Origin of the sequence: Proteus sp. G2674 (genome assembly GCF_009915195.1) — a bacterium.
Taxonomy (GTDB): domain Bacteria; phylum Pseudomonadota; class Gammaproteobacteria; order Enterobacterales; family Enterobacteriaceae; genus Proteus; species Proteus mirabilis.
Window position 1 is genome coordinate 138,565 of record NZ_JAABLS010000024.1, and the last position, 26,479, is coordinate 165,043.

31 protein-coding genes are annotated in these 26,479 nt (G+C 32.8%); 12 read left to right on the top strand and 19 right to left on the bottom strand.

Annotated features, from left to right (window positions below; all coding sequences use genetic code 11):
- Nucleotides 1-265 precede the first annotated feature (265 nt).
- The 3 genes from GWI58_RS11550 (at nucleotide 266) to GWI58_RS11560 (ending at nucleotide 4,237) form a co-directional block, all read left to right on the top strand.
- The gene (locus GWI58_RS11550; protein ID WP_049211111.1) at nucleotides 266-1,522 is read left to right on the top strand and encodes a membrane integrity lipid transport subunit YebS; all 1,257 of its coding nucleotides are present in this window, start codon (nucleotides 266-268) and stop codon (nucleotides 1,520-1,522) included.
- Entirely contained in the window at nucleotides 1,464-3,782 is a 2,319-nt protein-coding gene (locus tag GWI58_RS11555) for a PqiB family protein (RefSeq protein WP_094959116.1), read from the top strand. The genes GWI58_RS11550 and GWI58_RS11555 overlap by 59 nt, the downstream gene beginning before the upstream one ends.
- Before the next feature lie 212 nt (nucleotides 3,783-3,994).
- A complete protein-coding gene (locus GWI58_RS11560) occupies nucleotides 3,995-4,237 on the top strand; it encodes a DUF1480 family protein (RefSeq protein WP_004242567.1) in 243 nt (80 codons plus the stop codon).
- Nucleotides 4,238-4,537: 300 nt separating this feature from the next.
- Here GWI58_RS11560 and GWI58_RS11565 read toward each other — a convergent pair whose 3' ends face one another.
- The 4 genes from GWI58_RS11565 to ftnA all read right to left on the bottom strand — a co-directional run bounded on the left by GWI58_RS11565 (nucleotide 4,538) and on the right by ftnA (nucleotide 7,253).
- Entirely contained in the window at nucleotides 4,538-4,879 is a 342-nt protein-coding gene (locus tag GWI58_RS11565; RefSeq protein WP_004242565.1) for a YebY family protein, read from the bottom strand.
- Nucleotides 4,880-4,925: 46 nt separating this feature from the next.
- Nucleotides 4,926-5,825, bottom strand: coding sequence for a copper homeostasis membrane protein CopD (gene copD / locus GWI58_RS11570; RefSeq protein WP_004242564.1), 900 nt, complete (start codon nucleotides 5,823-5,825; stop codon nucleotides 4,926-4,928).
- Nucleotides 5,825-6,217: a copper homeostasis periplasmic binding protein CopC gene (gene copC, locus GWI58_RS11575; protein ID WP_004242563.1), complete on the bottom strand. Its 393-nt coding sequence runs from the start codon at nucleotides 6,215-6,217 to the stop codon at nucleotides 5,825-5,827. Before copC ends, copD begins: the two co-directional genes overlap by 1 nt.
- Nucleotides 6,218-6,749: 532 nt before the next feature.
- The gene (gene ftnA / locus GWI58_RS11580) at nucleotides 6,750-7,253 is read right to left on the bottom strand and encodes a non-heme ferritin (protein ID WP_004242561.1); all 504 of its coding nucleotides are present in this window, start codon (nucleotides 7,251-7,253) and stop codon (nucleotides 6,750-6,752) included.
- 640 nt (nucleotides 7,254-7,893) lie between these two features.
- Here ftnA and GWI58_RS11585 point away from each other — a divergent pair.
- The 3 genes from GWI58_RS11585 to cyaB all read left to right on the top strand — a co-directional run bounded on the left by GWI58_RS11585 (nucleotide 7,894) and on the right by cyaB (nucleotide 10,034).
- The gene (locus GWI58_RS11585) at nucleotides 7,894-8,328 is read left to right on the top strand and encodes a universal stress protein (protein ID WP_004242557.1); all 435 of its coding nucleotides are present in this window, start codon (nucleotides 7,894-7,896) and stop codon (nucleotides 8,326-8,328) included.
- Between the two features lie 309 nt (nucleotides 8,329-8,637).
- The gene (locus tag GWI58_RS11590) at nucleotides 8,638-9,033 is read left to right on the top strand and encodes a DUF2628 domain-containing protein (RefSeq protein ID WP_004242555.1); all 396 of its coding nucleotides are present in this window, start codon (nucleotides 8,638-8,640) and stop codon (nucleotides 9,031-9,033) included.
- A gap of 452 nt (nucleotides 9,034-9,485) precedes the next feature.
- Entirely contained in the window at nucleotides 9,486-10,034 is a 549-nt protein-coding gene (cyaB, locus tag GWI58_RS11595) for a class IV adenylate cyclase (protein ID WP_110229298.1), read from the top strand.
- 86 nt (nucleotides 10,035-10,120) lie between these two features.
- On the opposite strand, the gene GWI58_RS11600 is transcribed toward cyaB, so the two are convergent.
- On the bottom strand, nucleotides 10,121-10,858 hold the full coding sequence (locus GWI58_RS11600; protein WP_110229299.1) for a phosphatase: 738 nt from the start codon (nucleotides 10,856-10,858) through the stop codon (nucleotides 10,121-10,123).
- Nucleotides 10,859-11,031: 173 nt separating this feature from the next.
- Here GWI58_RS11600 and GWI58_RS11605 point away from each other — a divergent pair, with 173 nt between their 5' ends.
- Entirely contained in the window at nucleotides 11,032-11,463 is a 432-nt protein-coding gene (locus GWI58_RS11605; RefSeq protein WP_094959114.1) for a hypothetical protein, read from the top strand.
- Between the two features lie 141 nt (nucleotides 11,464-11,604).
- Here the strand turns inward: GWI58_RS11605 and GWI58_RS11610 are convergent, their stop codons facing one another.
- The 4 genes from GWI58_RS11610 to GWI58_RS11625 form a co-directional block, all read right to left on the bottom strand.
- Nucleotides 11,605-12,468, bottom strand: coding sequence for a lipase family alpha/beta hydrolase (locus GWI58_RS11610; protein ID WP_004247922.1), 864 nt, complete (start codon nucleotides 12,466-12,468; stop codon nucleotides 11,605-11,607).
- A 201-nt stretch (nucleotides 12,469-12,669) separates the two neighbouring features.
- Nucleotides 12,670-12,993: an antiterminator Q family protein gene (locus GWI58_RS11615; RefSeq protein WP_237611695.1), complete on the bottom strand. Its 324-nt coding sequence runs from the start codon at nucleotides 12,991-12,993 to the stop codon at nucleotides 12,670-12,672.
- A gap of 234 nt (nucleotides 12,994-13,227) precedes the next feature.
- Entirely contained in the window at nucleotides 13,228-14,004 is a 777-nt protein-coding gene (gene map, locus GWI58_RS11620; protein WP_004242544.1) for a type I methionyl aminopeptidase, read from the bottom strand.
- 17 nt (nucleotides 14,005-14,021) lie between these two features.
- On the bottom strand, nucleotides 14,022-14,219 hold the full coding sequence (locus GWI58_RS11625; protein ID WP_004242542.1) for a ParD-like family protein: 198 nt from the start codon (nucleotides 14,217-14,219) through the stop codon (nucleotides 14,022-14,024).
- Nucleotides 14,220-14,594: 375 nt separating this feature from the next.
- Between GWI58_RS11625 and GWI58_RS11630 the strand changes: the two genes are divergently transcribed.
- Nucleotides 14,595-15,155 carry an AAA family ATPase gene (locus GWI58_RS11630; protein WP_110229300.1) on the top strand — a complete coding sequence of 187 codons (561 nt, stop codon included), beginning with the start codon at nucleotides 14,595-14,597 and terminating at the stop codon, nucleotides 15,153-15,155.
- 62 nt (nucleotides 15,156-15,217) lie between these two features.
- On the opposite strand, the gene GWI58_RS11635 is transcribed toward GWI58_RS11630, so the two are convergent.
- The 9 genes from GWI58_RS11635 to GWI58_RS11665 form a co-directional block, all read right to left on the bottom strand.
- On the bottom strand, nucleotides 15,218-15,460 hold the full coding sequence (locus GWI58_RS11635) for a hypothetical protein (protein ID WP_110229301.1): 243 nt from the start codon (nucleotides 15,458-15,460) through the stop codon (nucleotides 15,218-15,220).
- 27 nt (nucleotides 15,461-15,487) lie between these two features.
- Nucleotides 15,488-15,901, bottom strand: coding sequence for a hypothetical protein (locus tag GWI58_RS11640; protein ID WP_094959113.1), 414 nt, complete (start codon nucleotides 15,899-15,901; stop codon nucleotides 15,488-15,490).
- A gap of 368 nt (nucleotides 15,902-16,269) precedes the next feature.
- Complete coding sequence (locus GWI58_RS11645) at nucleotides 16,270-16,656, bottom strand: DUF5339 domain-containing protein (RefSeq protein WP_237611696.1); 387 nt, start codon at nucleotides 16,654-16,656, stop codon at nucleotides 16,270-16,272.
- 319 nt (nucleotides 16,657-16,975) lie between these two features.
- Complete coding sequence (locus GWI58_RS11650; RefSeq protein ID WP_004242534.1) at nucleotides 16,976-17,197, bottom strand: YdcH family protein; 222 nt, start codon at nucleotides 17,195-17,197, stop codon at nucleotides 16,976-16,978.
- A 491-nt stretch (nucleotides 17,198-17,688) separates the two neighbouring features.
- A complete protein-coding gene (locus GWI58_RS17720) occupies nucleotides 17,689-17,865 on the bottom strand; it encodes a hypothetical protein (RefSeq protein ID WP_187357459.1) in 177 nt (58 codons plus the stop codon).
- Between the two features lie 216 nt (nucleotides 17,866-18,081).
- Entirely contained in the window at nucleotides 18,082-19,077 is a 996-nt protein-coding gene (locus GWI58_RS11655; RefSeq protein WP_110229302.1) for a YbgA family protein, read from the bottom strand.
- 284 nt (nucleotides 19,078-19,361) lie between these two features.
- A complete protein-coding gene (locus GWI58_RS17725; RefSeq protein ID WP_004242531.1) occupies nucleotides 19,362-19,532 on the bottom strand; it encodes a hypothetical protein in 171 nt (56 codons plus the stop codon).
- A gap of 202 nt (nucleotides 19,533-19,734) precedes the next feature.
- Nucleotides 19,735-20,091, bottom strand: a complete 357-nt coding sequence (locus tag GWI58_RS11660; protein WP_110229303.1) for an MmcQ/YjbR family DNA-binding protein — start codon at nucleotides 20,089-20,091, stop codon at nucleotides 19,735-19,737.
- A 565-nt stretch (nucleotides 20,092-20,656) separates the two neighbouring features.
- On the bottom strand, nucleotides 20,657-21,319 hold the full coding sequence (locus GWI58_RS11665; RefSeq protein WP_004242528.1) for a class I SAM-dependent methyltransferase: 663 nt from the start codon (nucleotides 21,317-21,319) through the stop codon (nucleotides 20,657-20,659).
- A gap of 558 nt (nucleotides 21,320-21,877) precedes the next feature.
- Between GWI58_RS11665 and GWI58_RS11670 the strand changes: the two genes are divergently transcribed.
- The 4 genes from GWI58_RS11670 (at nucleotide 21,878) to GWI58_RS11685 (ending at nucleotide 26,097) form a co-directional block, all read left to right on the top strand.
- Nucleotides 21,878-23,104: a phosphoadenosine phosphosulfate reductase gene (locus GWI58_RS11670; protein ID WP_049210503.1), complete on the top strand. Its 1,227-nt coding sequence runs from the start codon at nucleotides 21,878-21,880 to the stop codon at nucleotides 23,102-23,104.
- Between the two features lie 12 nt (nucleotides 23,105-23,116).
- Complete coding sequence (locus GWI58_RS11675; protein ID WP_004247912.1) at nucleotides 23,117-23,758, top strand: IbrB-like domain-containing protein; 642 nt, start codon at nucleotides 23,117-23,119, stop codon at nucleotides 23,756-23,758.
- A 644-nt stretch (nucleotides 23,759-24,402) separates the two neighbouring features.
- Nucleotides 24,403-24,717: a helix-turn-helix domain-containing protein gene (locus GWI58_RS11680; protein ID WP_026090443.1), complete on the top strand. Its 315-nt coding sequence runs from the start codon at nucleotides 24,403-24,405 to the stop codon at nucleotides 24,715-24,717.
- Nucleotides 24,718-25,554: 837 nt separating this feature from the next.
- Nucleotides 25,555-26,097: a hypothetical protein gene (locus GWI58_RS11685; protein WP_110229305.1), complete on the top strand. Its 543-nt coding sequence runs from the start codon at nucleotides 25,555-25,557 to the stop codon at nucleotides 26,095-26,097.
- 23 nt (nucleotides 26,098-26,120) lie between these two features.
- Here the strand turns inward: GWI58_RS11685 and GWI58_RS11690 are convergent, their stop codons facing one another.
- Nucleotides 26,121-26,318, bottom strand: a complete 198-nt coding sequence (locus GWI58_RS11690; RefSeq protein ID WP_004242521.1) for a hypothetical protein — start codon at nucleotides 26,316-26,318, stop codon at nucleotides 26,121-26,123.
- Nucleotides 26,319-26,479 lie beyond the last annotated feature (161 nt).

Sequence of the window (26,479 nt, forward strand, 5' to 3'; positions counted from 1 at the left end):
TTTGCATAACGAAAGCATAACTAAAATAGATAACATATCTTGTAATTTAGCTTATTTTATCTTGAGGTTGAATACAGACTTTTCAATAAGTCTACAAAAAAACGATAATACACACTAAAAGCGCACAAAAAAAATCAGATACTTATTATTGTAAAATGAAAAGCGTAAATATAATAAAAATGGTAATTTGTGACCCACTGAGTATAGAGGTTTTTTTTGGGCTTAAGCTAGGATAAGCGAGAAGAAAGACCAAATAGGCGGATAAATGAGCGATTTAGTCACCAAAGAAAGCAAATCAATACATTGTCAGGAGTGTGACCACCTCGTATCACTTCCTATAGACCTCAAGCGTGGCGAAGACGCCTATTGCCCACAATGTCAAGCCAAGTTAGCGACCTATCGTGATTGGTCATTAACCCGGCTGTTAATTCTCTCTATCACCATGCTGATATTCGCGTCTATCGCTTTTACTCAACCTCTTATCAAGATCCATTTATTAGGGACCATGATATCAGCCAATGTTCTTGACGGTATTCGCTTAATGTCACAACAAGGCTCTCCATTAACGGCAACAATGGTTGCCTTTTGTGCCGTTGCCGCTCCTCTTAGTCTACCCATTGCCATTTTATATCTCCATTTAGGGGCTCGTTTACATCTAAATTTACGTCCCGTGCTATTAATGTTAGGTAAGCTAAAAGAATGGGTAATGCTTGATGTTTATTTAATTGGCCTTGGTGTTGCCACCATAAAACTGGGCGATTATGCCACAATCTATATTGGGCATGGCTTAGTTGCTTTTTCAGCTTTAATGGTTTTAAGTCTATTAATGCTTATTAACATTAATATGGATCAACTATGGCAACAGTTTTATCCACAAAAAGAGATAAAAACGAGTCCAGCAACCTGTCATGCATGTCATTACCATTTTAAAAAGCCACCTTCGAGCCATTGCCCAAGATGTAAATCTTGTTATAGTGCTCGTCAACCAATGAGTTTGCAAAAAACGTGGGCAGCACTCATTACAGCGATGATCTTGCTATTACCGGCTAATTTATTACCTATCTCAATCTTTTATTTAAATGGCCAGCGTAATGAAGACACTATTTTTTCTGGTGTTCTCTCTTTAATTAATTCAGGTAATACACCTATTGCAATTATTGTGTTTATTGCCAGTATCTTTGTGCCTTTCTTTAAGATAATCATTATGCTGGGATTACTTTTGAGCATTCATTTTAACTCACGTATTCACCCTCTATTGCGCATGAAACTTTATCGATTTGTCTCTTGGATCGGCCGATGGTCAATGCTCGACCTGTTTGTGATTGCGCTGATGATGTCATTAATTAATCGAGATCAATTAATGACATTCACTATGGGACCTGCAGCTTTTTATTTTGGTACAGCTGTCATTCTCACTATCCTTGCCGTTGAATGGTTTGATAGTCGTTTATTATGGGATACTTATGCAACAAGAAGAAAACAACACACAGGCAACCCAAGCCGAAATACGTCGCAAACGTAAAATTTCGACTTTTTGGTTACTCCCTGTTATCGCTATTTTTATTGCGAGTTGGTTGCTTTTCCAACACTGGCAAGAAAAAGGCGTACAAATAACCATCGATTTTCAATCAGCCTCTGGTATTGTTTCAGGGAGAACACCTATCCGTTACCAAGGTGTTGATGTAGGTATTGTACAAGACGTGACGCTCAGTAATGATTTACGTCGAGTCATTGTTACTGCTGATATTCGAAAAAACCTTGCTAATGCGTTACGTAAAAATACGCAATTTTGGCTTGTTACTCCAAAAGCCAGTCTTTCTGGTGTTTCGGGATTAGATGCCTTAGTGGGAGGCAACTATATCAGTATGCTTCCTGGAGATGGGGAAAAGCAGTTTCAATTTGTTGCTCAAGAGGTTCGTCCTAAAGCCAACATTGATAAAAACCAACAAATTATCACCTTAACGGCGGATAATTTAGGCTCTCTTAATGTCGACTCTCAAGTTTATTATCGCAAAGTTCCGGTCGGTAAAGTTTACAGCTATGCCATACGTCCAGATAATCAAGGTATTTTTATCGAGCTGAGTATTGATAAACAATATGCTCATCTGATCCGCCAAGATAGTCATTTTTGGAATGTATCCGGCTTTCAGGGCAACTTTAATCTAAAGAGTGGTGCTTCTATTAAAATGGAAAGTGTTTCTGCTTTAATTAATGGTGCTATTGCCTTTGATTCTCCGGAAAATAGTCCCCCTGCCCAAGAAAATCAACAATTTGTGCTACAGTCTGCCACTTCCGTGGATGCAGGCAAAGCCTTATATGGTGAAGATGGATTAATTATCTCATTAACCAGTGAAGAGAGCTGGGGTGTAGATGCCGGGCAACCTATTCTATTTAGAGGCATTACGATAGGACAAATTATTCAGCGCAACATCAGTGATGATGGGGTTATTTTCGATGCCATCATTGCACCTGAATATAAACACTATATTTACGAAAACAGCAAATTTGTCGCTAATAGCCGAATTAACGTCAATATGGGCTTAAATGGTATTGAGATCCAAGGAGCCACACCTCAAGAGTGGCTTGAAGGCGGTATCCACCTTATTCCGGGTAACCAAGGCGCCCCTAAAGAACAATATCGCCTTTATCGCAATGATTTTTATGCTAAAGCAAGTATTGAGGGCAATGAGTTACCTGTCACTTTGACACTTAAAGCAGCTAGTTTACCGGGTATTCAAAAAGGTTCCGTGGTGCTTTACCACCAATTCCAAGTTGGAGAAATCGTCGATGTACGGCCTTTAATGGATGAATTTGATATTGATGTCCATATTTCTAAACAATATCGTCACCTGCTTACTGAAAAGAGTGTGTTCTGGACTGAAGGTGCTGCGAAGGTTTCATTAAATGGTGCGGGATTAACGGTAGAAGCAACGCCGCTAAACCGTGCCTTAAAAGGCGCGATAAGCTTTGATAACTTTGAAAATATTAATAACAATGTTTCAAGATATAAACTTTATCCTAGCGAAACGAGTGCTAGAGCCATTGGTGCTCAAATTACTTTAAAAACCTACGATGCCAGTAAACTTTCTGAAGGAATGCCTATTCGTTATCTAGGTATTGATATCGGTCAGGTAGAAACGCTAACCCTTTCTGCGGATAAAAAAGCGGTGAGTGTATCAGCGGTACTCTACCCTGAATATGTGAAAACTTTTGCACGCTCAGGAAGCCGATTTGCGGTAGTCACCCCTGAGTTAACCGCTTCAGGCCTCGATAATTTAGATTCTCTTATTCAGCCTTATATCAAGGCAGAGCCAGGCAATGGTGGCGTATACCGCATATTTGAATTACAAACGGCAAATATTACCGACTCTCGGTATCTAGACGGCCTTAACCTTGTATTGAATGCGACTGAAGCAGGATCTGTGCAAATTGGTACACCTATCTATTATCGTGGTTTAGAAGTAGGTGCGGTAACCGGACTAGAATTAGGTAATATGTCTGACAGAGTATTGATCCACATTAGAATTAGTCAGAAATATCAATATCTGGTACGTAATAACACAGAGTTTTGGCTTTCATCAGGTTATAACTTCTCATTTGGTTTAACTGGTGGAGTATTCCGCAGCGGTACATTTAAGCAGTTTATACGTGGTGGCATTACATTTGCTACACCGCCATCAACCCCACTCCAGGCTAAAGCAAAACAAGAGCAGAATTTCATTCTCAATGCTAAAGAGCCAAAAGAGTGGAATGAATGGGGTACTGCGATACCTAAGCCATAAACGGTAATATCATCAACTTTATTTAACACATTTATTTAAAACGGATCACAAAATTTGATCCGTTTTTTTTATTGCTAAAAAATACTTTGGAAATGACTTCCATTTATACTATGCTTAAAACTGTCCGATTAAAAAGTGCTCACCATGCTGTTCACTTTTAAGCTTAAACTATGAAAGCACAACACAACATCGCATAACCTTGGAGCTATAGCATGAATAAAACAACCTTAAAAATTGCTTGTTATGAAATTGAAGATGTTACTTTGAAACACTCTTCCGATAACCAACTCACTTATGTTCATATTCCATGTGATTATGATAAAGAGTTTTGTATGCAATTAGATGGATGGGATGAAAACACCAGCATTCCTGCGCAACTGAAAGATAAAAATATTCTGCTTTATCGTCATGCCTATGACAAAGAAAACCACCATTGGATTTTAAAAGTAGCCTAATCGCATGTTAAAGCATCGTAAAAAAAGCCAGGTAAATCATTTACCTGGCTTAGGGAAAAGGCTCATTGCGAGCCGTGCGCTAAAAAGTGATACTGAATGAGAAAATAGCGTGTAAAAAACTGCTTATGCCACATCTATTTCACAACCTTATTGTTAAATAATAGCTAACAATATGTAAAGATCCAGTAAACACTCCTACCACACTTCATATTCTTTATAAAAAATCAAATAACTCATTTTTTATCTTTTAAATCAAACAAATAACAAATGTGTTTTTTTTATTGCAACTCAATCAAATGATTAGTTTTTTTCACAAAGAGACAAAAATGCACTTTCTATAGCTTCCAGTGATTTTTTCTTATCAGGTGTATTGGGATCAGGAAGTAGAATACTATCAATCAGTTGAGCATTAACTTTGCCACTTTTCATTTGTTCCATGGCAATATTATTAAGTGGATATTGAGCTAAAGTTGCGGGATTAATCACAAACCAAGCACCATCTGCACGACAATTTAGCATGACTTCTTCACGGGTGAATGGCCAAGCATCACCAAACTGAAGCTTACTGACTGTTGATATTGGTGCACTGAAAGTTTGAAAAGAAAAAAGCATCAATATGCCCGCAAATAAAAAACGTTTCATGGTTATCTTCCACTTAAAAAATTGATTAATACAAGTATATATCAATCTATACAGGTGAGTTAATCGCAAAAATGGCCACTGTCAAAATAACCATAGTACCAAGTAATAACTCAAACCAACTATTAATAAGCAACCATTGAAAGTTATTCTTCTTACGGATATGAGGCACTAATACATACCTATTCACTAATGCCAATCCTAACATCAAGGCAACAAAGGCTATTTTTAGCCATAACATACTTTGGTACTCTGAGGAAAGTTGTGTTGTCGCAGGCCAACCGGGGAGTAACATAATGGCACTCACAATCCCACTAGCTATAACCAATAAAACAGCGAAGTGACCAAATAATGAGAAGCGTTTCATGGTGGCAATAATAGGCTTGATCATGCCATCAGCTAACTCATCTTTATTACGTAAAAACTGTAGGCACACAACAAAAGGCCATAAACCACCAAACCAATACGCTCCACTAATAAGATGGATACTCTGATTTAGTTTATAAATTACGGCTTCACTACCTGTAAACATGGCACTATGGCCAATAAAAGCATGTAGCACAAGCATCAATGTTGAGATAAGTAACAGACTAATATTTCTAATGCTACGTTGATGAATAAAGAGAGCGATTAATGCGAGAGAGGATAAAACTAATTGCCATTGCCAAATTTGGCCAAAAGAGGTTCCCAATACAGCTTGCCATATCGTTAGCGACCAAGCATCTTGCCAGCCATCTCCCATAATGCCTGATTGCACTATCATCCATAAATAAGTGGAAACAAATACAGTGATAGTGCTAATCGCCAATGCTGGACGTAAGCGTACTTGAATAAGAGGAACAAACTTTTCTTTAGCGAGAATGGCAGCCGAACAGCTCAGTCCGAACATGAACATGACTGCCACAAAATGAAAAATTCGGCATAAAATATAAACGTCTTCAGGAGTCATTATTTTACACTAAATTGATAAGAACCTTTTGTTTTGTGCCCATCAACAGAAACAACACTCCAATCTACAGAGTAGTTCCCTTCTGCTAATTCACCTTCTAATGGCAATAACAATTTTGTATTGTTAACGGGATCAAGACTTAATTTACCGACAGTAATTTCTTTACCCTCTTTATCAGTGACTTTTACTTTACTAAAGGCCAACTCAATCCCTTCAGAGAAATCGAGTGTAATCACTTTTGGTGCTTGCGCTTGTTCAATAGCCGCACCCTCTGCAGGTAATTGTGATTTTAGATGTGCGTGTGCTAAGGCTTGTTGGCATGACATGCCTAAAAATAAAACAGCGATGGCGGATAATTTGCCCCATGATGTCTTAAGTGTGTTTAATGACATAATAACCTCTTAAATTACAGGTGATTTTTCTATTTATGATAAAGAAGATTTTATAGCAAATTGACTTTAATATCTGCGCTTCTTTATCGTTGAAATAAAAGGTTGTGAACTAGCACTCAAAATATAACTTATTTAGCGCCATTTTTGTTTCAAATATCACCCTTTTTACACTTAACAAAAATATAATACTTTAATTGACACACTACACAGTTCAATACATAACCAAATAATCTAAAAGCCAAACTAAAATAGGCTATAAATCGACGACTCAAACTAGAGAATAGAAAGAACAGAAAATAGACAAAATAATAATCAGCAAAGCTTAAGAAATGATTAAATTAAAGGAGTAGAAAAATAAAAAATCGATTACGTCTATATAAAATAGTTATATGGATATGCAATATTGCACTAACTGAGTCGATAAAAAAAGCTCTACTGTGCGATTACAGTAGAGCTTATTATGTTAATCTGAGCAATGCTTATATGCACTTAACCAACCAGGTTAAAACAGCAGTATAGTTATTCTTATTATTTAAATATGCGCGGATGTAGAAAGAGCACTTAAGTCTTTATCTAACAAGAACAATGCCTTACCACCATCACCGACCATAGCAAGTTTATCCAGAATAGATTTAAATAACTTCTCTTCTTCATGTTGTTCAGCAACATACCATTGTAAGAAGTTAAATGTTGAGTAATCTTGTGTTGTCATTGCTAGGTGAGCTAGTTTATTAATTTCAGCTGTAATAAACTTTTCGTGCTCATAAGTTTTAGTAAATAAATCAGATAAAGATAAAAATTCAGCGGGTGGTGCTTCAATAGTCCCTAACAAAGGCATAGCACCTGTATCACTTAAATAATCAAATAAGCGTTGCATATGCTCCATTTCTTCACGGGAATGTGCTTTTAGAAATTTGGCAGCGCCATCAAATCCTTTATCATCGCACCAAGCGCTCATCTGCAGGTAAAGGTTAGCTGAATAAAACTCAAGATTCAGCTGTTCATTGAGTTTATTGATCATATCTTGATGTAACATATTTTACTTCCTAACCATGAAAATTAACATTATGGATATTATGCACAGCTAAAAATAAAAATATAGTAAATTTAAATATACTTTTTATATATTTTATACTTTTCGAGAGAATAAAAATAAAAACCAATCTCATTTATGGTGACTTAAAAACAAATAATAATTAATGGAATTGATTATCATTAACCATTATGGCCAAAACAAATATCAATCACACACAACCTGTTGTATATAAAGGATATTTTTAGTTATACTCATTTCTTCAAAAATAAATTTTATTAAAACTAAATAAATTCACTTTTTATAATCTTCTATTAAATTTAGTAACGCTCTAAAACTGCACACTCTAATTTATATTAAATATAATTTGTCATATGAAATATCGATATTTACTAAAAACATCAAGATATTTTCCTTTATTTATTATCTTTTTTATTGCGTTTTCTACCATCAATAGCAATCTTATGATAGATCAACCTTTTTACATAAAATAAATATGAATATCTCAAAAAATGAAAATATTTCTATTTTCTTATACCGTTTTCTATTTGTGCTGATAATATTAAGAGGTGACTGATTTTTGGTGCATATAATAACAACCCGCTAAAGCCCCCAACATATAAAAGGTTAATGAGGAGCCACTATGACAAAAACTGTATTAGTTCCCATCGATTTTACTGAGCTTGGTTTATTGGATAAAGTTGTCACTCATCTCAAAGCATTAGCGATGGCCGATAAACTAAATATCCACTTTTTATCTGTTATTCCTAGCTATGAGTCCTTTGTCGGATTTGCTTTTGGCAACCAAGACCGTCTTGCCAATGATAAGCAACGTATTGAAATTGCATTATCTACGTTAAATGATAGTTTATCTCATATTGAAATTCCCAATAGCACATCCCAATCTTATATTTCCGTAGGTAACCCACGCGACCGTATTTTAGAGACCGCAAAAAAAATCCAAGCTGATCTGATTGTGATAGGCTCACGCAACCCTGGAATGAAAACCTACTTACTAGGCTCGACAGCTTCTTCTGTTGTTAGCTATGCAGAATCTTCTGTATTAGTTGTTCGATAACTCAACGCCAAGATTTTTCCTATCAGAAGTCAGGTTACGCCAATAACCTGATTTCTTATTTTTTATCTAAATAATCGCTTTAGAATAAAATTTTATTGTCTCAAAATCTTATTCTTCCTATAAAAAAGAAATAAACATTTTAACAATAAGAATTTTATGAAAATAAACTCATATCGAACGTAAGATAATATTTATTATACAAAACAATATATTAATAAAATGTTAATAAATTTATATTGTTTGCAAAGTTACTTTATGTAAAAATGCGTTTTTTTATGACTACAATTAAATGACCCTCTAACAGGAATTATGATGAATAAAGAATATTCTGCCAAATGGGAAGAGCGTTTTGATTTCTTCGAAAAATATGGTTCTCCTAAATCTCCAGAATACAAGGCTGCATATAAAGCACTGACTTTCGGTAAGCGTATTCTAATTGGGATGAATATCTGGGCTTTCTTCTTTGGTTTTATTTATTTTCTTATCCTTGGTTTATGGCGTAAAGCATTAACTTTATTCGGGATTAATGTTGCTATTATCATTGTGGTAAGTTTTATCGTGGAAGGACTTTCCCTAAGCCCTTCAATTCTCAATGTAGTCAGTATTGTGCTCAACTTCTTATGGGCGGCGACAGCTAATTATGCTTACTACTTAAAAGAAAAGAAAAATGATCAAGGTTGGAACCCGTTCACCGGTGTATTCTGAAAATAGATCAATAAGTTAAGTTAAATTAACATTAATCAAATTAGCAGAAAATCAGTGTTTTTTGCTACCTAAAAGGGCTCATCAGTAGCCCTTTTTTTATGGCTTAATCCCCATCTTTCACCTTTTCCTTCGCCCTTCTCACATATGAAAAATTTACCCAGCGATTTGTGATCATTTAATGAGTTAAGAACTTCACTTTAATATTAAATAAAATACAAGATTTGGCCCTAAATCAAAAACATAAATTATTTTTATAAAATAAATAATTTCACTAAAAAATAACACATAAAAAAACACTTATCACTATTTATACAATATTCAATTTATCATTTGCTATATTTTAAATTTAATAACAATATTTATAACCCAGTTAAATCTTAGGGTTATTCTTTAATATGAACAACAAACAATAAATAATGCTATATTGAATAATAAATTGATAAGGAAAAGAGATGTCTGAACACTTTCAAGGTAAATTTGAAGCAGAATTGAAATACCACTTAAAACGGCCTCAAGATTTTATTGATGCATTACAACTCGCTGGAGCAACTTTATTTATATCGAAAAATAATGAAACAGATTGGTATTTAGAACATCCCAATACACCTTTCCCTGCTCCCTCTATAAGTTTGTGCGTAAGAAAAATGGTCCCCTCTGGTATCAATTTATTAATTGTAAAAGGCCCAGAACAAGCCCAATGTGAAGCAGTAAAAATAGAAGATGCAGAAAAAACGGTTTCGATGTTTAAAACATTAGGTTATCACTGTATTTTAAACTATACAAAATCCCGTCAAATCTACTTTCTAGAGCAATTTCATATCACTATCGATAAATTAGACAATCTTGGCTACTTTGCTGAATTTGCTATTATGACTGATGATGAAAGTAAACTTGCTGACTATAAATTACAGTTACATAACTTAGCATATCAATTTGGCTTTAATGATAGTGAGCAAGAGCATCATAACTATAAAACAATGCTTTTAAGCAAGTTAGCTTAACTAACACGATACACAATCTCGAGCAAATAAGATACTTGAAAAAAGCTAACATTTAATAATGCTAGCTTTTAAGCTTTTTCACTATCTCAAAAATATTGAAACTCTGTGATCTCTTTTTTGCCATGAGTTTGTAAAAAATCAAGCACCTTTCTTGGTGATGTGTTCAATATCTTCTGTTGTGGAAATTGGATCTCCGCCAATACTTCTAATACTCGCTCAAAATTCCCTAAAGATGATGCAATATGTGAATCGGAGCCAAGCGCAATTAAACCTCCGGCATCAAGCACCGCTTTCGCTATTTCAATGCAGTTTTTCTCACTGCCTACTCGAGAATGTATAAAAGAAGAATTATTCATTTCTAATGCAACATTGAACTCAGCAGCAACCTTTGCGACTTCCTTAATATCTATAGGATATTTAGGGTTTCCCGGATGGGTGATCACCTGTACTAAACCACTACTTATTGTTGCAATAAGCGCTTTAGTATTATCAACCATACCTAGTGATCCCATAACAGGATCATGAAAACCAGCGAGTACAATATCTAATTTTTTACTCATCTTCTCAGTACAGTCGATTTCACCTTTTATATTTTTGATATTTGCTTCGATGCCATAAAGAATACCAACACCATCGACCATTCTGGGGATCACCGGCAAATTTGAAAAATGCCATTCATGAGGAGCGTCATCCATATCGGGACCATGATCTGTAATCGCAAATAGCTTAATCCCTTTCTTTTTAGCTTGTTGAAAATATTCGCTAACCGTACTATAAGCATGTGTACTCGCAATGGTATGTGCATGTAAGTCAACTGGATACATAAAGCTCCCCTTTTTCAGGCATACTATAACAACTGACACAATAGCCTTTTTTTTTCTAAAGATAAAACCCGTTTGAGATCTTGCTATTCTGATGGTGCGTAAAGAATTACAGATAAAAGCCGCTAAATATGCTTTAATCATGAGCATAAATTTTAAAATTAATTAGGCAATTTATGTTCAATTATCCAGCAACATCCCATTTTGACGAAGAAAGTGAAACTTACGAGATTACTTATCGTGATTTTGACAATATACATGCAGTGGCATATACAGAAGATGATATTGAACTAGAAGCCTCAGATATTTTACATGTAGGACTTGAAGAGTTTATTTCGAGTAAAATGCCGATCCCTATGCCTTCTGAGCCTCAATCAGGGGATTTTATTGTTTATCTTCCCCCTATTAGTTGCTTAAAAATCGCATTACATAATGCCATGTTAACAACAAAAACTAAAAAGGCAGATCTGGCAAGAAAAATGAATCTAAATAGCGCCCAAATTGAGCGTTTACTCGATATCAATCAAACTTCAAAAATCGATAGCCTAGAGCAAGCGCTTTACCTATTGGGTTATCACATTGCTATATCTGTGTATAAACAACGCTAGTTCGATATTTTCATCTAATAAAAAAGGTGGCTATAATAATTTACGCCACCTTGCTATCATATAACTATCTATCATATAACTATCTATCATATAACTATAGAGCATACAAAATAGTATACAAAGTATGACTACTTATCATGATTAAAGTTGCTTACTCGCTAAGTATTTAGCGTGCTGAGTATAAATAGCAACGATATCTTCATTATAACCCACTAACCCTGCAACTTGGTTAACCATATCAATATGATCTTGCGCATAATCATCTTTTATCAATTTGCCTAATCGCATACTCGAGCGACCAACTAAGCCGTCATTTTGTTTTTCAGTAAAGAATGTATTTAACACACGCATTGCCGCATGAGTAGGATCAAGTAGATTTCCCTTTTCCCCAGCAATTAATCCCTGAATATAGCTACCAAAGCAGTAGTAATGAACCCCATTGACGATTTCATCACCTTCACCACCAGGGGTTTTAGGTAATGCCTGTGGGTATTTGTTATTAAATTCGGTGACTTGCTCTGTTGTTAAAGACTCTAATGCGGCAATAGCATCTTGAGGATCGCCTCTATGACCAGAAAATGTTGAGATAATAGTACCAAACGCATTTAATACTTTTTCGACAATATATTCTGGGATACTGTCTTTACGCATAATGCGTCGATATAAGTCGGCTATTTCTGAACCATGATTTACACCATTAATTGAAGTTACCGAAGCAACACTATCAGGATAATTAGCCGCAACGTAACGACAAGCTAATGGCCCTTGGCTATGACCTATAAAATTCACTTTTTTCGCTTGTGTCTCTTGTAAGAGAGTCTGGACAAATTGCCACAACTGCTTGCCACGCACTTCATTTGAATTAAAGGCAGAAAGAGAAGCGGTAAAAACTTGATGCCCATCTTGCCTTAAGGCATCTGCAATACCGTAAAAGTAGGGAAAACCAACAATTTCATTAAAACCAGCTAAACCATGAACTAAAACGATAGGATATTTCGTTGACATACATCCACTCCTTGGGGTTAAAAACACTTAATTAAATTGCTAACATCCTATTAGCAAATGTTGAACTCATTAGATAAACTGCAATAAACAATATTATTGCAATTCTTTATTTGCTATCAGTTTGTTTAGAATAAGCCTTAAATTACGATCGTAAAGTACTATTTTCATTTTTCTCAATAATAAATATTAATTCGGCCATAATTAACATCCCTTCCACAATGCCTTCTGCTTTTTTGAGTTTTTTCCAATATAAGTATCAGAGCATCGATGCGCTTGTGCTAATTGAATAAATGTTTGTCCAAATACATAATAATCGACTAGTAATTCATAATCTTTTTTATGATTTTTTAGTAGTTTACTCATACATACCGAGACTATGATGCCTTGGCGATCAGTACAGGCTTTTCTTAATTTAACACGTATTGGCACATTTTCACGTTTATTTATTGTTAATGTATTGATATATAAATTATTATTTACAACCCATGAGCCCCAGGCTTCCATTAGTTTTGATATTTTTTGCATATAAACATCCTGTTTATCTTTCTAAAATACACTATATGATCACACTGTTTTTTTATACAGCACTTGTGGTATATAAATATAGTTATTTATCTAAAAAATACAATAGAAATAATAAAATTAAATATCAATATATAAATAGAAAAATAGCTAAAAATAATATTTCTAGCTATTAAAATAATATAAATTTATATCATAATTTTTGCATCAAAAATTAGATAGATATAAATTAACATATTATGGAAGTGTTTCTTCTGGACGCAAAGTGAGTACTTCATACCCATCAGCAGTAACTAAAATAGTATGTTCTGATTGTGCCGATAATTTTTTATCACGAGTGACTACAGTCCAACCATCTTTTTTGGTTTTTATTTTGTGTCCACCTTGGTTAATCATCGGTTCAATGGTAAAGGTCATCCCTTCTTTTAGTACAACACCTTGTCCTCGAATACCATAATGTAATACTTGAGGGGCTTCGTGCATTTCTCGACCAATCCCGTGTCCACAATACTCTCTTACAACACTATACCCATGACTTTGTGCAAAGCTTTGGATTGCATGACCGATATCACCGAGTGTTGCACCAGGTTTAACTTCTTTGATACCTTCCCACATCGCTTGGTAAGTTGTTTTGACTAATCTTCTTGCTATAGGTGAGGCATCTGGCATGACATACATCTTGCTAGAATCAGCAATAAAACCATTTTTTTCTAGTGTAATATCGACATTAATAATATCTTTACTTTTTAATAGCTCATCGGCTTTAGGAACACCATGGCATACTACCTCATTAATTGAAGTATTAAGTACATATTCATAGCCATATTGCCCTTTGCTTGCAGGTCTCGATTGCAGATCATGAGTAATAAAATCGTCTACTTTATCGTTAATTTCTAATGTAGAAACACCTGGCACAATAAAATCATCAAGCATTGTAAAAACTTGGGCTAATAAACGACCTGATTCACGCATTAATTCAATTTCCTCAGGGGTTTTAATCGTAATTTTATCCATATTAATCTCCTTTATATTTACTTATGCTCTTGTTTTATTGCTTCTTTTTCTAACATTTCATTAATAATCATTGGAAACGTTTTTTCTGGATTTAATTCTGCTTGAATACCAATTTTTATCCAAAACTCTGCTTGTGCATTAACTGATCGAGACATCACATTACTCGCTTTACGAAGATACTCATGTAGCTCATCAGAAATTTTTACAATACCCACACTTAACCCTTATATACGAATTATAATAAAACATATATATTATATAATAAAAGTAATCTATTTAGCTTGCAATGACCAGATAGTGTTTCTATTTGGATTTATGTGCTTAAATCTGCATAAATGCGTATTAGTTATTAAAATAGCAATACAAAGTAACCTGATAAGTTATAAAAGAGGTCGATAGATATTGATTGATCTTTAATGCGGCTTTATTTTGATATTTTCTCTTTTCGATTATAATTGTAATATCTTGTCCTCCTTTACTTGTTCTCTTTCTTTGCTAACACTGCTTATTTTTCGCCTTTCTCCCTCTGAAAATTTCTGCATTCAGCCCTCAATCATTTAAAGTCAAAATATATTATTTAAGGAATTACTATGTCCCAAAAACCTTGCCGTATTATTTTAACCGGAGGTCCAGGCTCTGGTAAAAGCACTATTATCAATAAGTTAAGAAGAAATGGCTACTCTTGCTCAATAGAAGCAGGTAGAGCCATTATTCAAGATCAAAGTCATATTGGTGGTTCAGCCCTTCCTTGGATTGATCCGATCGCTTTTGCTGAGTTAATGTTAAGCTGGGAGCTACGATCATGGCATGATGCATCCAATATAGATGATAACAGCAAACCTTATTTTTATGACCGAGGCATACCGGATATAGCAGGTTATTTACACTTTTGTGAGCGCCCTATTCCCCAACATCTTGAAAACGCAATAAGGCTATACAGATATTCTACAACCGTGTTTATTGCTCCGCCATGGAAAGAAATTTACTTACAAGATAAAGAGCGCCAACAGACATTTGATGAAGCCATAGCAACTTATCAAGCGATGCTGGCGATATATAGACAGTATAATTATACCTTAATTGAATTACCCAAAGCCGATGTTAACCAAAGAGTAAAATTTATTATAAACAACATAACATCGCTATCTTAGCTTAGCGCTTATATTGACTATACCATCAAGGACAAAAAATAGACTCTCCTTGATGGTATTATTTAATATGAGGCAATAATTTTTAAATCTGGTTTTTCTCCTCGCATAATAGCTCTTTGCTGTTCATGCACCGCTTCATTAATTGCCTTTTGTTCTTCAACTGTTCGCGTATTCTTTCCACAAACTAATGTTGAACAAACCGGATATCCTATATTATGCGTTCTAGAAGTGCCAATTCCGACACTTATTTGCTCGGTACAGCCAATTAAAAACATAAATGGTATTAACAAAAAAATTGGGCGCATAGTCTTCCTAAAACATAAAGGTTAAATTTAATATGCATCAAAAACATATTTTGGTCTGTAGCTCCACTTAACTTCAACTTCTTGTTTATCTTTATTCCATACAGGTATCGCTTCTGGCAGAATAATCATTGACTGATCATTCTTTCTTATACGTTGTTCCTTTTTATAGGAATATTCGCTATTAGTAGATGTGATTGGCTCTTCAAATCCAAATTTAAATAATTGATTGAATTTCTGTTTTTCCTCCTTGGCTTGCATTTCAAAACGAGATTGTTTTGATAACATAAATGTGGGATAACGACTTTCATCGTGGTGATATTGAACAGTAGGAGTGGCTGTCTCTGTTGCCACCTTTTCTATAGAGCCAGATGTATTCCTCTCTTTATCAACACAACCAACAACTACAAATAGAGCTAAAATTAGAATAAAAGACCAATTCATATCTTAAATAGGAGCAATAAATAGATGTAAATAATTATTCCATAAAATTTATAGACGACAAAATGAATTACAATTATTTCATATAAAAAGCATTCTTTATTCAAGTAACAAAAATATATAAAATAATAATACAAATAGATGAGTTATGGCGGGATAATTATCTTGATTAGAGATTGTAATATTAAGTAAAAAAGAAATATTTCCACAAAAAAACAAGAAAGAAATAGTTTATATTAAAATAATATTAAGATGACCATATAATAACACTGGTTATTATATGGTCATTGTTACATTGGATAATTTTAAATTTGAAATAAAAATAAAGCCTTATTATTCGCTAAACATAAGACTTTAATTAAATCTATTTTTTATTGACCAGCAGACATTTTTTTCATTTGCTCTAAAGAATCTAAAGCTTGTTTACAGGTGCTTTCTTGAACATCTTTAGGTAATGCAGCAAATTGTTCTTTTGATTGAGCATATTGCGCTTTCATTGTTTCTGCTTGTGCTTTAGTTGCATCATTTTGTTCCATTAATGCGACATAGGCATCAGTTTCTTTAAAATAATCTTCGCAAGATTTTGTTAATTCAGCCGAAACAGCAACAGAAGATAATGATAATAAACCTAGTGCTAAAATAATATTTTTCATAAATATCCTATATTTTGTAATTAATAAAAAAATGATACCTGCGTCTTGAATTTTTATTATCGCAAAGAAATTTAAAATTAGGATAAGGATAATCTTAATTGCCATTATATTTCTCTATGAGCATCAGATAAAAAAATAATAATTAACAACTAAAACTGGTATATTTATAAAAAACATCTCTTTATAAAAACCTAAATAAAATTTAACTATACAACTTAACTAAATTAAATATTTTTATGCAGTATAAAATAAAAACATATAAACAGTATTAAAATTTTTAGTTCTTATTCACAAAACAATCAAAAGATATAAATATCATGAGAAATATTACCTTTAAACCATAATAAAAGAAGGCCATTAGCTATATGGCCTTCTTTTATTATTTCTATTTAATTTTATTAATTACATACAGTACTTATTTGTGCTACTCATCTTCTGGGGGATTTTTTAAGATCTGATGTATTTCTTCTTTTAGACGTAATTTTTGTTTTTTTAATTCAACAACTTCTTCTCCATATCCTCGCCTATCTCGGTGTTCTAAGCGTACAATTTTATGGTCAAGTTCATTATGTTGTTCAAACAGGGCACGGAAATGGGGATCAGTTTGACGAAGCTTAGCAATTAAATCACGATATTCTGGAAACATATTACCTACCTTCCATTATCAATGAGTGATGAGTGTCATACTACTTTTAAGTCTCCCTTAAATTGCTGTCACTGTCATACTCTTTATGTGAAAAACAAGAGCGATATCAAGTAAAAATTAACATAAAACTACAAAAAAGTAGGATATCGACACACTATTGCATGAAATTGGTCTAACTTAAGACTATAAAACAGGATAAGATAAAAATGCTCATATTTTATACGAACATCACTATTCTTCTATCAAAAAGCACTTATTGTTAATTCTATAAATAAATTTGAATTAAAGTAAAAGAGTTCTCTAATAGTTTTTATATACCCATCTATTTGAGACACTAAGCCCAATGCCGCCACATTGGGCTTTCTTTTTGCAATCAGCAAGTTGATAACACTAATAACTTAACTGATTGAAATAGAATCGCTAACAATCTATTCAATAATTTTTTATCGAGGGTTTTAGTTAAGATTGTTTATTGTTACCCTCGTATTTCATTAATTACTATGCCCATTTTTAGATTGTTCTAATTGTAATACCTGATCCTTCCACTTGGAAAGGGCTAGCTCCTTTAGCCAATCTGCAAGTAATGGCATCGTTTTTATTGAATCTAATGCAGCTCGCTCTTGTTTGGTTAAACGAATAACAACGACTTCAGTTTTCATTGTAGACATATCAGCCTCTTTTTATAAAAAAAAGAATACTGACATAAAATATAAACAGAACGGTCTGACTTACATCCTTTTACAAAATATTATAATTTAACTTACATTAACAAAGCATTAAATACAAAAAGTAGTCCTATTTCCCTTGCTTTAAATATAAAATTCACTTATTAAAAATAGTTATTTTCTTTCTATAAAAATAGATACAGTAGTGGAATTAATATATCATAAACCATAACGTAATCTTAAAGATTGAGGATAAGGATAAAAGTATTTTTGTTTACTCAGATAATTATCTGGGTATTCTGATAAGTAATGATTAATTAATGTTAATGGCGCCAATAAAGGTTGTATTCCTTGACGATACTCTAAGATCAATTGGCTTAATGCTTGTCGCTGCTTAGAAGTTAAATCTTGCTTAAAATATCCCTGCACATGCATAAGAACATTAGTGTGATTACGACGTGTGGCTTGATGTTGTAATAGAGCCATAAATCGATTACGGTATTCAACAAAGAAAGTCTCTAATGAATCCCAATCTTTATTGTTAGCAACAAAGCGCCCTAGTTGCCGATAAAGCGGTTGTGAATGAGCTAATAACAATAGTTTGTATCTTGTATGAAAATCAATTAATGCCTGGCGAGTAAAGTTATTTATTTTTAATTGATTTAGCTCATTAAGCGCAAACACCCGTGTAATAAAATTTTCTCTAATATAGGGATCGTTTAACCGCCCATCTTCTTCTATAGGTAACCACGGCATTATTCTTTTCAGATTTTCAGTAAAAATGCCTGTACCCGATTTTTTATTGCCGTTGCCTATTGGATCATAAACCCGGACACGCTCTAATCCACAACTGGGTGATTTCGCACACACGATATAACCGCTAAATTGATTAAACCTCCTCAAATATTCGATAGAGTAATCATTCATCAATTGGGTTAAGTCACCTTCACTTCCATTACTAAATTTTAACCTGACTTCACCAGTCTTAGACTGAACTAATCGTAACGCTGGTCTGGGTGTCGGTAAACCAATAGCCATTTCTGGGCAAGTAGATTGATATTCAAAGAACTCAGATAATTCATCAGCAGCAAGATGACAACATTTATGCCCACCATCAAACCTCACTTTATCCCCTAATAAGCATGAACTAATACCTACGATAATTTTTTTATGCGTAAAATCATTTTGTTTAAGACTCATACGAGTTTTGGGCATGGCTATGACCTCATATGAAACAATCACCTAACCTGACTAATCAGATTAATAAATCTATGCTCATAATTTATCTTAGTAACATAATGCTACTTTTACTATGTTTATCATTTAATTAGTTTGTAAAATATTATTAAAAGAAAGGATAGCCGTTAACCACTGATATCACAATATTGATAGATATGAATAGCAAATAGCTAATATACTTACAGCAAATATTAGCTATCTGATTAAATTGATTGATATTTAGTAATAATTAAGTTATTAATCAATAAGTTAACACTGTGTTAATGCACGGAACTATAATACTCAATAGATAAATCATCCACTTTTGCACCACTAAACTGAGCCCATAGTATAATTGCAGATAATACTTCTTTTTCATTCGTTGCAATAAATAGATTTACAAAGGACGTTTCGTTCCATAGTCCACTCACTTTATAAACCACTTTGTTCATCTTTACTCCACCTGACGCTATCAATGACTTTAAGGAAACACAGATTCAAAACTGTTATAAAGTTATTTTTAACATGGGTGCACTTTTGCTTTTTCCAAGTCATATTATCATCAAAAATAGATGCTTTTTCTAAACATATTCTATTTATAACTATAAGTTTTTATTATATTCACCTTGTTATTGATTATTAGTATTAAGCCTTTCACTGCGTCAGTTCGTAACTTTCAGAAATTAATGATTTTAACTCAGCATCATCAAAATCTGTATCTAAGCGAATAGAAATCCAATGCTCTTTGTTCATATGATAAGCGGGATAAACTGCTTTTTTTAAGCGTAAAGCACCCACTAAAGGCACCGGTACTTTTAAGTTAATCACATCGACTTTATTATTTTTACCCGTATCAAATAGCTTGTTTTCAGCGACATCCATGATGACAGCGAACCATTTAGAATGATTATGATGTCTGAAAACCGCATAATTCGGGTACTTACTCCATAAATAATCGGGGATTACGGCATATGTTTTCTGTATATACTCGATAAGCACTTTTCTATTCATTGTCCGGTCATCTCATAAAATGAGATATAACTTGGTCACTAAACGCACGATCTCTAACATTAAGGCATCAGCCTGTTAAATAATTTATTATACATTTGTTATTTAACAATGCTAAATGTAGAGAGAACCCGACTATATTGTTATTATTATTGTTGCTACTTATTTTTATTATCAATACATAAATTATTTATAAATATTTTTAGTATTGTACATATTTTTAGCGTCTTAAATAAGTAAAAACAACTAAGTATTAATATCTAATTTACAATTAATTGGTAAATTTTAGTTGATTAATTCTCAATGGTTAGATAATTTAACGCTTATCCATTTTTGATCATCTTAAATGGACATACACTTTGATTTGATTATCCCCGTTTTGCTTAGTTATATTTTATAACTAAGCTTTTTTCGGTTACTTTAAGCGATACATACCAGAAACAATACTGTTATTTATCAAATAGTTGTCATTCTATCAAATAAATTAATTCTCTGAGGCTAACTTTATCTCCTACGGTGTAACGCCTTCTTGATACATTTTCAATTTATTCAAACTATACTACTTTTTTTATAATTTTTTATTTCTCGCGGTAAATAACGCGACAACTCCTTGAATATGAATAGATACATCGTAAAAAAAACAAGATAATACTTTTTCTAAAGCATCTGCCGAATCAGAATAGTTACTAAAAATACCTTTTTTGTTATAAACAGACATCAATTTATTACCAAAAAAATTGTGTTCAACATCAGCCCCTAAGATAGTAGCACCATATAAAACACCCTTTTCCGTTAATATTTTACTTATATTTTCTATCACTTTCTTTTTACCTTCCATTGTGCCAGGTAAGCAGTGTAATAGATAAAATAAAGAAATAGAGTCAAACGATGAATTGAATTCATTAGGAAATTTATGATAGATATCATGCTGTAAGCAATAAGTTAATTTATTATCAACAATATTTTTTTTAGCATAATCTAAGCTATTAATATTAAGATCTGTTAATGCTATTTTATTTATATTAGCTAAAGCTCTTTTTAAGTAAAATCCTGTTCCTACACCAATATCCATATGGTTCTCACCAAGATTATTTTTAAAATGAGGTAGCAAATATTTATCTGTATCACAACGCCATGCATAACGGTTAGAAATATTTAATACCCACCAGTCATAAAGTTTTAATGCTGTAGGGGTATATACTTTAACTCCATTGTGAGTGTCTAGTGTCATACAAAATCCTAGTCGTAAAATGATTATTCTATGATTTATACAAACCACGAATAACTGGAAATAACGAATAGTTAAACAGGTAATCATCTAAACAAGACAACATAACATATTGAAATTAAATAAAAAAACAAATCAAACTCTAACGGTTAAGTAAGGTGTTATTGACATGAAAAGCGCCGATTGACCGGTTAAGAAATCTTCTTCCTCAGCTTAATGATAAGCAAACTTATTCATCTGTTTTATTTTTAGTAAATAAAAGATAGTAAACCGCCCTTACGCTGGATTATTTTATACATTTTACTGCATAACTAATTGATATGTAGTATAAAAAACCACCAAAAATGCATAATCACAGATCTATACAGCATAACGCCATATTGAAATAATATAGTAATATCTTTCCATAATCAGTTAGTTTAATAAAAACAATTAAATAGAGTAATTACTCTACTGTATTAAAATAAAATTAATAATTACTAACAATTAATACTTACCTTTATCATCTAAATATGATTAAGTGATAATACTAACATTAGCTAATCTATTTTGGTGATAGTTATGTCTTTGAAACGTAAGATTGCGCTGGGGAAAAATGTATTAGAAGCTGCTCAAGAGAGAGTTCAGTGGATATTTGATACTTTTGAACAAATCACGCTCTCCTTTTCGGGAGGGAAAGATTCTACTGCGCTTTTTCATCTTGTTGCCGCACAAGCGCGAAAACAACATAGAAAATTTAATGTGATGTTTCTTGATTGGGAAGTTCAATATTCTGCGACTATAGATCATATTATAAAAATGAAATCTATCTACCAAGATTGTATTGAACAGTTTTACTGGATAGCACTCCCTATCACCACTGAAAGTGGCATTTCTCAATATGAACCTACATGGACAGCATGGGAGCCAGGTAAAAAATGGGTAAGACAACCGCCAGAAGATGCGATAACTGACCCTCACTTTTTCCCTTTTTATCACCCTAATATGCTTTTTGAAGATTTTACCCCTGCATTTAACCAGTGGATCACCGGTAATCATCGCAGTTCGATTATCCTGCTAGGTATAAGAGCGGATGAATCTTTAAACCGATTTATTGCCATTAGTAATAATCGAAAGTTACGTTATGCCGATGATATTCCTTGGACAACGGCATCAGCAGAAGGCTTTTATTATATGGCCTACCCTATTTATGATTGGCATGTTAAAGATATCTGGACTTATATAGCGCGTTTCAATTTACCCTATAACCCTATTTATGATCTGATGCACCAAGCGGGCGTTAGTTTAAGTCAAATGCGTATTTGTGAACCTTTTGGGCCAGAGCAACGCAAGGGACTATGGTTATATCATGTGCTAGAGCCTGAAACATGGAGTCTTGCTTGTGAACGAGTGAGTGGAGCTGATGCCGGAATGTTATATACGAATCCTCGTAATAAATCAGGTTTCTATGGGCGACATCAAATTAGCAAACCTTCCCATCATACGTGGAAATCTTATGCTCACTTTTTATTAGCCAGTTTACCAGAGAAAACAGCAGAACATTATCGCAATAAAATAGCGGTCTATCTTCGCTGGTATGCCGAACGAGATTACCCAAATGGCATACCTGATGCACAAGAAGGTGATACTAGCACTAAACAGATACCTTCTTGGCGACGAATTTGTAAGACCATCTTGCGTAACGATTTTTGGTGTAGAACATTAGCATTTAGTCCTACTAAATCACACTGTTATGATCGATATTTCAAACGAATACAAGGAAAACGAAAAGACTGGCAACTTATTTAGCAAGGTGTGAATATGACCATTGAAACTATAATTTCTGTTTTAAAAGAGTACCTAGCAAAACTAAATGATGAACAAAAAATTGAAGCTCTCAATAAAATAAAAATATCGCTTCATCAAATAAGCCCATTTAAAAATGAACCTACTGACTGTGTTCTTTGGATAAAGCAACAACAAGTTATCGCTAATGACTATAATCCCAATGTCATGTCTCCGACAGAAAAGAGATTACTAGAAACGTCTCTGGTAAAAGACGGTTATACTCAGCCTGTTGTTGTCTTACCTATTCAACAATCCAAAAATAAACCATCACAATGGCAAGTCGTTGATGGTTACCATCGTTATTTATTGAGTAAAAAAAATAGCTTAAACAAGCGAATTAACGGCTATTTACCTATTACTATACTTGATGTTGAAAGTCATACTATGGCTGACCAAATGGCAGCGACTATTCGCCATAATCGGGCTAGAGGGCAACATCAAGTGGCAGCAATGTCGGATATAGTTAGAGATTTATCAAGATTAGGTTGGAATGACCAAAAGATTGGTGATGAATTAGGTATGTCACAAGATGAAGTACTACGTTTAAAACAGATTAGTGGCTTAGCTGAATTATTTTCAGAGCACGACTTCTCAGAAGCTTGGACGGTTAAGTAGAAATAACTTTGTATAAAGCACCAATAAAGATATTTATTGGTGCTTTGTTAGTAATATCAACGACCATAGAAATAATTTATTTATATGGCTTACTTTCGTTTCTTACTAAATTAGTATTAATTTATTATTTTTCAGTAAGAAAAATTCATATTGATGACATCCTATGTTTTATCTTAAAAAAACTAAAAAACAGCTTATTTTTAATTCTATCTTATCTTACTAAAATCATACCACCTAAATCTATTTATCATTCAAAAAATAATAAATAATTATAATAATTTTAGATATTCTCTTCTTTATTGTTGCTATGATAATAACAATCAAATGATTGATATTGACGATCGTAACCATTCATTTGATAGATGAAAGCTATCATTATATTACAAATCGATCGATAAAAACATTTTGATAATTACTTTATATTGATATTAATATATAAGAATAATCGATAATTTTGGTTATAAATACTAAAAATTTGCATTTATGTTAAATTTTACCGCTATCGATCTAAAAGTGATAGTTATTGTATTTCTGACTGTAGAATTAATAGCAGTACTAAATTAATACAGATATATAACATTTAATAGTAGTTAACTAAACGTTAATTATTTTTAAATAATGCTTTATAACCTTATAAAAAATAGATGACCATGATAAACTCCACTATTGCACACAAAATAAAACAAAGAAGAAAAGAGTTAAGACTAACAGGCATAGAAATGGGAAATCGATTAGGGATAAGCCAGCAACATTATTCTCGAATAGAAAATGGTAACATAAAAATCACGGTAGAACTTTTGTTTTCTATTGCATTTATTCTCAATATGACGCCACAAAGTTTACTACCTAATTATAATTTATTGGATAAAAAAATCATTAATCTTTCAGATGAGAAAAATATCATCAAAGCAAAACAGGCTTTATCTGCAGAATTTATTATACCAATAAAAGAAAAATAATGTCTTATACATATTATTTAACTTTATTCAAGAATAATTATTCTTTTTGCTTGATTAGATATTAAAAAACTCGCAAACAAAAAAATCAAAAGCATATTAAGCCCTCATATTAGTAAAATTCCCACCAAAAGCAAATTACACTAGACCAATCAACACTATAGAATATCGATGGAATTCCCTTTTCGAAGGTATGCTTAATCGATACTTAAAATAACACTGTTGTTAATATTATACTGTGATACAAAAAAAGTTATTAAGATAACTTTAAGATTATTTATAAAAATATAATTATTCTTATTTATTACTATACATGTTGATAATTTTGTATATAAAATTATCAACAATCCATGCTTTTTATAAACCGGAGAAATCAAGTGCGGTATATATTATTATTTATCTCTTTGTTTTTTATTGTAATTTTTCTATTAAAAACACAGGGCAGTACCAAAAACGATGTTATCAACCAACCCACAGAAATAGAAAGAAAATTAAATAAAAAAGTCGAAAGATGTATGTTTCACTCAAAAATAAAAACTAAACGTTTGCCTTGGATAATGTTAACGCGTAAACGTTCATGCTCTTAGTGAGAATAAGTGATCACTCTGGTTATTATAACTATTTTTACAAATAATACCGCTTATTTTATAATCAAAAAATCGATGTTACTTATTGAGTTATATTAATATATAGTATAGTTTATTAATTCCTACCTCTTACTATAATTAATTAAGTTTTTCTAAAAACTGAACTTATTCAGAATACTATAAATAAATTATACTTAATATAAATTAGTCTATATAATACCCTATACAATTTTATTTTGATTATGAGCTAACAATGAGTTCTATAAAATCACCTATAATTATCTCTATCACCTCAATTGCAGGTGGCGGCAAAACAGCACTTTCTCATTATATAAGAGAAAAGCTTCCATCAAGCAAATGCCTTCATTTTGATGATTTCGACTGCCCTACAGCACCTGAAGATCTCGATGAGTGGATAGAACAAGGTGGTAATTATAGCGAATGGGATATAAAGCCATTTGTTGAACAAGTTAATCAGACGATAGAAGAGTCTCAATATACTCATATCATTTTGGATTATCCTTTTGCCAGATCTCACCCAGCGCTACAACAGATAATCGACTATGCTTTTTTTATTGATACGCCACTAGATATCGCATTAGCAAGAAGAATACTGCGTGATTATAAAGAGAAAAGTAGAAATGATATTATTCATTATTTAGAAGAGTACTTAATCTACTCACGCCCCTCATATACAGCAATGACAGAAAGAGAAAAGCTAAGTGCGGACATTATTATTGATGGTAACGCATCTGTGTCTTTAATTGCACAGAATATCCTAAAGTATATTGTTTAACCTTAAAGCTGTGCCGTATTAAATCAATAGCACCCACCAATTTTACTATTACATACGGTGATCTTCTGGTGCTGTCTAATCGTATTGATTACGCTGTCAGAATATGGATCTGGCTTCATCGCATCTTTACTCGATTGCTCATATTTATCAATATCAGACTGTGATGTCGAACATCCTGAAACAAAAAATAAAGTTAATAATATCGCTGAAACTAGCTTCATATAAAGTCCTATTGAGCTGAATAAATATTTTTCAATATCATTTAGTTATATTCATTTTTGTTACCTAGTGTAGCAGTCTATCCTACTATTTTACGACTAAAATTAATCTTTTATTAATTGATGCTCACCTATCATAAATAATAATGCTTATGAAAGGCACC

Excerpts from the sequence above, each read along its gene's own strand:
- GWI58_RS11550 (WP_049211111.1), top strand. The coding sequence starts at position 266 with ATGAGCGATTTAGTCACCAAAGAAAGCAAATCAATACATTGTCAGGAG.
- GWI58_RS11555 (WP_094959116.1), top strand. The coding sequence starts at position 1,464 with ATGCAACAAGAAGAAAACAACACACAGGCAACCCAAGCCGAAATACGT.
- GWI58_RS11560 (WP_004242567.1), top strand. The coding sequence starts at position 3,995 with ATGAATAAAACAACCTTAAAAATTGCTTGTTATGAAATTGAAGATGTT.
- GWI58_RS11565 (WP_004242565.1), bottom strand. The coding sequence starts at position 4,879 with ATGAAACGTTTTTTATTTGCGGGCATATTGATGCTTTTTTCTTTTCAA.
- copD (WP_004242564.1), bottom strand. The coding sequence starts at position 5,825 with ATGACTCCTGAAGACGTTTATATTTTATGCCGAATTTTTCATTTTGTG.
- copC (WP_004242563.1), bottom strand. The coding sequence starts at position 6,217 with ATGTCATTAAACACACTTAAGACATCATGGGGCAAATTATCCGCCATC.
- ftnA (WP_004242561.1), bottom strand. The coding sequence starts at position 7,253 with ATGTTACATCAAGATATGATCAATAAACTCAATGAACAGCTGAATCTT.
- GWI58_RS11585 (WP_004242557.1), top strand. The coding sequence starts at position 7,894 with ATGACAAAAACTGTATTAGTTCCCATCGATTTTACTGAGCTTGGTTTA.
- GWI58_RS11590 (WP_004242555.1), top strand. The coding sequence starts at position 8,638 with ATGATGAATAAAGAATATTCTGCCAAATGGGAAGAGCGTTTTGATTTC.
- cyaB (WP_110229298.1), top strand. The coding sequence starts at position 9,486 with ATGTCTGAACACTTTCAAGGTAAATTTGAAGCAGAATTGAAATACCAC.
- GWI58_RS11600 (WP_110229299.1), bottom strand. The coding sequence starts at position 10,858 with ATGTATCCAGTTGACTTACATGCACATACCATTGCGAGTACACATGCT.
- GWI58_RS11605 (WP_094959114.1), top strand. The coding sequence starts at position 11,032 with ATGTTCAATTATCCAGCAACATCCCATTTTGACGAAGAAAGTGAAACT.
- GWI58_RS11610 (WP_004247922.1), bottom strand. The coding sequence starts at position 12,468 with ATGTCAACGAAATATCCTATCGTTTTAGTTCATGGTTTAGCTGGTTTT.
- GWI58_RS11615 (WP_237611695.1), bottom strand. The coding sequence starts at position 12,993 with ATGCAAAAAATATCAAAACTAATGGAAGCCTGGGGCTCATGGGTTGTA.
- map (WP_004242544.1), bottom strand. The coding sequence starts at position 14,004 with ATGGATAAAATTACGATTAAAACCCCTGAGGAAATTGAATTAATGCGT.
- GWI58_RS11630 (WP_110229300.1), top strand. The coding sequence starts at position 14,595 with ATGTCCCAAAAACCTTGCCGTATTATTTTAACCGGAGGTCCAGGCTCT.
- GWI58_RS11635 (WP_110229301.1), bottom strand. The coding sequence starts at position 15,460 with ATGCGCCCAATTTTTTTGTTAATACCATTTATGTTTTTAATTGGCTGT.
- GWI58_RS11640 (WP_094959113.1), bottom strand. The coding sequence starts at position 15,901 with ATGAATTGGTCTTTTATTCTAATTTTAGCTCTATTTGTAGTTGTTGGT.
- GWI58_RS11645 (WP_237611696.1), bottom strand. The coding sequence starts at position 16,656 with ATGGCAATTAAGATTATCCTTATCCTAATTTTAAATTTCTTTGCGATA.
- GWI58_RS11650 (WP_004242534.1), bottom strand. The coding sequence starts at position 17,197 with ATGTTTCCAGAATATCGTGATTTAATTGCTAAGCTTCGTCAAACTGAT.
- GWI58_RS17720 (WP_187357459.1), bottom strand. The coding sequence starts at position 17,865 with ATGTCTACAATGAAAACTGAAGTCGTTGTTATTCGTTTAACCAAACAA.
- GWI58_RS11655 (WP_110229302.1), bottom strand. The coding sequence starts at position 19,077 with ATGCCCAAAACTCGTATGAGTCTTAAACAAAATGATTTTACGCATAAA.
- GWI58_RS17725 (WP_004242531.1), bottom strand. The coding sequence starts at position 19,532 with ATGAACAAAGTGGTTTATAAAGTGAGTGGACTATGGAACGAAACGTCC.
- GWI58_RS11660 (WP_110229303.1), bottom strand. The coding sequence starts at position 20,091 with ATGAATAGAAAAGTGCTTATCGAGTATATACAGAAAACATATGCCGTA.
- GWI58_RS11665 (WP_004242528.1), bottom strand. The coding sequence starts at position 21,319 with ATGACACTAGACACTCACAATGGAGTTAAAGTATATACCCCTACAGCA.
- GWI58_RS11670 (WP_049210503.1), top strand. The coding sequence starts at position 21,878 with ATGTCTTTGAAACGTAAGATTGCGCTGGGGAAAAATGTATTAGAAGCT.
- GWI58_RS11675 (WP_004247912.1), top strand. The coding sequence starts at position 23,117 with ATGACCATTGAAACTATAATTTCTGTTTTAAAAGAGTACCTAGCAAAA.
- GWI58_RS11680 (WP_026090443.1), top strand. The coding sequence starts at position 24,403 with ATGACCATGATAAACTCCACTATTGCACACAAAATAAAACAAAGAAGA.
- GWI58_RS11685 (WP_110229305.1), top strand. The coding sequence starts at position 25,555 with ATGAGTTCTATAAAATCACCTATAATTATCTCTATCACCTCAATTGCA.
- GWI58_RS11690 (WP_004242521.1), bottom strand. The coding sequence starts at position 26,318 with ATGAAGCTAGTTTCAGCGATATTATTAACTTTATTTTTTGTTTCAGGA.